Source organism: Acinetobacter sp. YH12099 (assembly GCF_013419195.1).
Taxonomy (GTDB): domain Bacteria; phylum Pseudomonadota; class Gammaproteobacteria; order Pseudomonadales; family Moraxellaceae; genus Acinetobacter; species Acinetobacter towneri.
This window is the reverse complement of record NZ_VPAP01000051.1, coordinates 1-1,952: the sequence shown is the minus strand read 5'-3', so window position 1 is coordinate 1,952 and position 1,952 is coordinate 1. Positions and strand designations below refer to the sequence as shown.

The window sequence follows — 1,952 nt, the reverse complement described above, 5'->3', positions numbered from 1 at the left end:
AAATTTTCCCTTTTTGGCGTTTCGCACCCATTGGATTTTTTCCAATGGTAAAGTGCGCCCTTCATGTTATTTCGGGAAAAGCCGAACGAGTGTCTACGAGTGACGACCCCATCATAAAAATTCCAAAACCTTTCTTCCCTGATTACAAGCTCCCATAAAAATTCTAAGCGGGAAAAACCGAGCAAAGCGACGACCCGATTTTTGTTTCTCGAATGAGAAACGCGGAAGCGTGCATTACTGAAAAATCATCACGAATTGGCTAGGGGTGAAAAATCAAAAAAAAGGCATCTGAAAAGGGGGCAAAAATGGGGATTTTTGGGGGTGTTTTTCCTTGTATTTATTATTAAGGGATAACTTCGATATTAAAAATGTGGCTCTATGCCTTGTGTGGCGTGGCTTTTAGCATGGTTTGACAGATAGATAAAAAGCCCGTAAATTTTGAGGTGCGATCCAACAAAACTTAAACGAGCTTTTTAATGACTCAATCTTGCCATAATTCCGATCTTGGAATCAATTTTTTAACAGAAATTTCACCTCATGAAGTTTCTTGGGATGAACATCGCTCCGATGCTGAATCCGTTAAAATTCTCTATAACTACTCCGTTGAACTCTCAAAATATGCAGACCGAATTAACGGCTGTTCAGGTATTTTGAAATTTGGAGTTAATCCCGATCAGGGAAAATTGGTTCTCAAGCAAGCATTTTTTTGCCGTGTCCGTCATTGTCCTGTATGTCAGTGGCGCAGATCTCTACTCTGGAGGGCAGTTATGTTTCAGCAATTGCCAAATATTCAGGAACGCTTTCCTACCCATCGTTGGGTATTCCTAACTCTGACTGTGAAAAATCCGCCTGTTACCGAATTGCGTGACACTTTGAAGCACATGAATGATTCATGGAAGCGACTGATTGAAACTAAGCGATTTAAGTCAGGTGTAGCAGGTTTTTTAAGAACAACGGAAGTGACCAGGGGGAACGATGGAAAAATGATGGCACATCCGCATTTTCATGCCTTGCTGTTGGTTAAGCCTAGTTACTTCACGATTAATTATATAAAACAAGGCGATTGGGTCGAAATGTGGGCGAAAGCCTTGCGAGCTGACTACTTGCCATCGGTGAACGTGAAAGCCGTAAAAGCCACTTTAGACGAAAAAGGGCGCAAACAACTCGACAAGGCAATCTGTGAAACGCTCAAATACAGCGTAAAACCGTCTGATTTGGCTTTAGAGGGTGATAAGGGTGCTTGGCTGCATGAGATGACCAAACAAGTCCATAAGATGCGTTTTATCGCAACAGGAGGCGTTTTAAAGGGGATTCTCAAGCCTGAAGATGAAATCACCACGGAAGAAATGATTTCGTCCTCTGAGGAAGTACAGGACGTTGGAGAGGGTCGAGTAGCGTTTCAGTTCAAACCTGAATATCGCCGATATGTCTATGCACCCAAATTCAATGAATATGCGGAGTGATCATGGATACAGAAAAAAACCGACGTTTGGAACGAGTCTTTTTGAACAGATCAGACCGTGAATATTACGACCTAGAAATTACAGAAGAACATCAGCAGCTCTATGATCAATACGTTTCAGGGGAATTAAGCGACCAAGAATTTGAAGATGGTTTAAAGAGATTAATTCCACGATCTTAGTCACGACTAAACGCCAAAAAACAAAAATCGCTATGGCAGGATAGGCAATCGTTTAACGAATTTCAGTTTTGTATGACAAATCCCGAAGGGCGCACTTACCCATTTTTTCGTTTCACTCAAAAACGGACGTTGCGTAAGGGGTTCGACCCCTTAACCCCAAGAACGCCAAAAATGAAAAATTGGAAATTTTCCCTTTTTGGCGTTTCGCACCCATTGGATTTTTTCCAATGGTAAAGTGCGCCCTTCATGTTATTTCGGGAAAAGCCGAACGAGTGTCTACGAGTGACGACCCCATCATAAAAATTCCAAA

General features: G+C 41.9%; 2 protein-coding genes. Both read left to right on the top strand.

The genetic code is table 11. The features are described 5' to 3' along the window. Positions 1-476 precede the first annotated feature (476 nt). Positions 477-1,463, top strand: coding sequence for a protein rep (locus FTU39_RS13700; RefSeq protein ID WP_179995814.1), 987 nt, complete (start codon positions 477-479; stop codon positions 1,461-1,463). A gap of 2 nt (positions 1,464-1,465) precedes the next feature. Continuing rightward, positions 1,466-1,642 (top strand): hypothetical protein, encoded by a 177-nt coding sequence (locus tag FTU39_RS13695; RefSeq protein ID WP_179995815.1) that lies wholly within the window; start codon positions 1,466-1,468, stop codon positions 1,640-1,642. Positions 1,643-1,952 lie beyond the last annotated feature (310 nt).

Coding starts and splice junctions, on each gene's coding strand:
- FTU39_RS13700 (WP_179995814.1), top strand. CDS start 477: ATGACTCAATCTTGCCATAATTCCGATCTTGGAATCAATTTTTTAACA.
- FTU39_RS13695 (WP_179995815.1), top strand. CDS start 1,466: ATGGATACAGAAAAAAACCGACGTTTGGAACGAGTCTTTTTGAACAGA.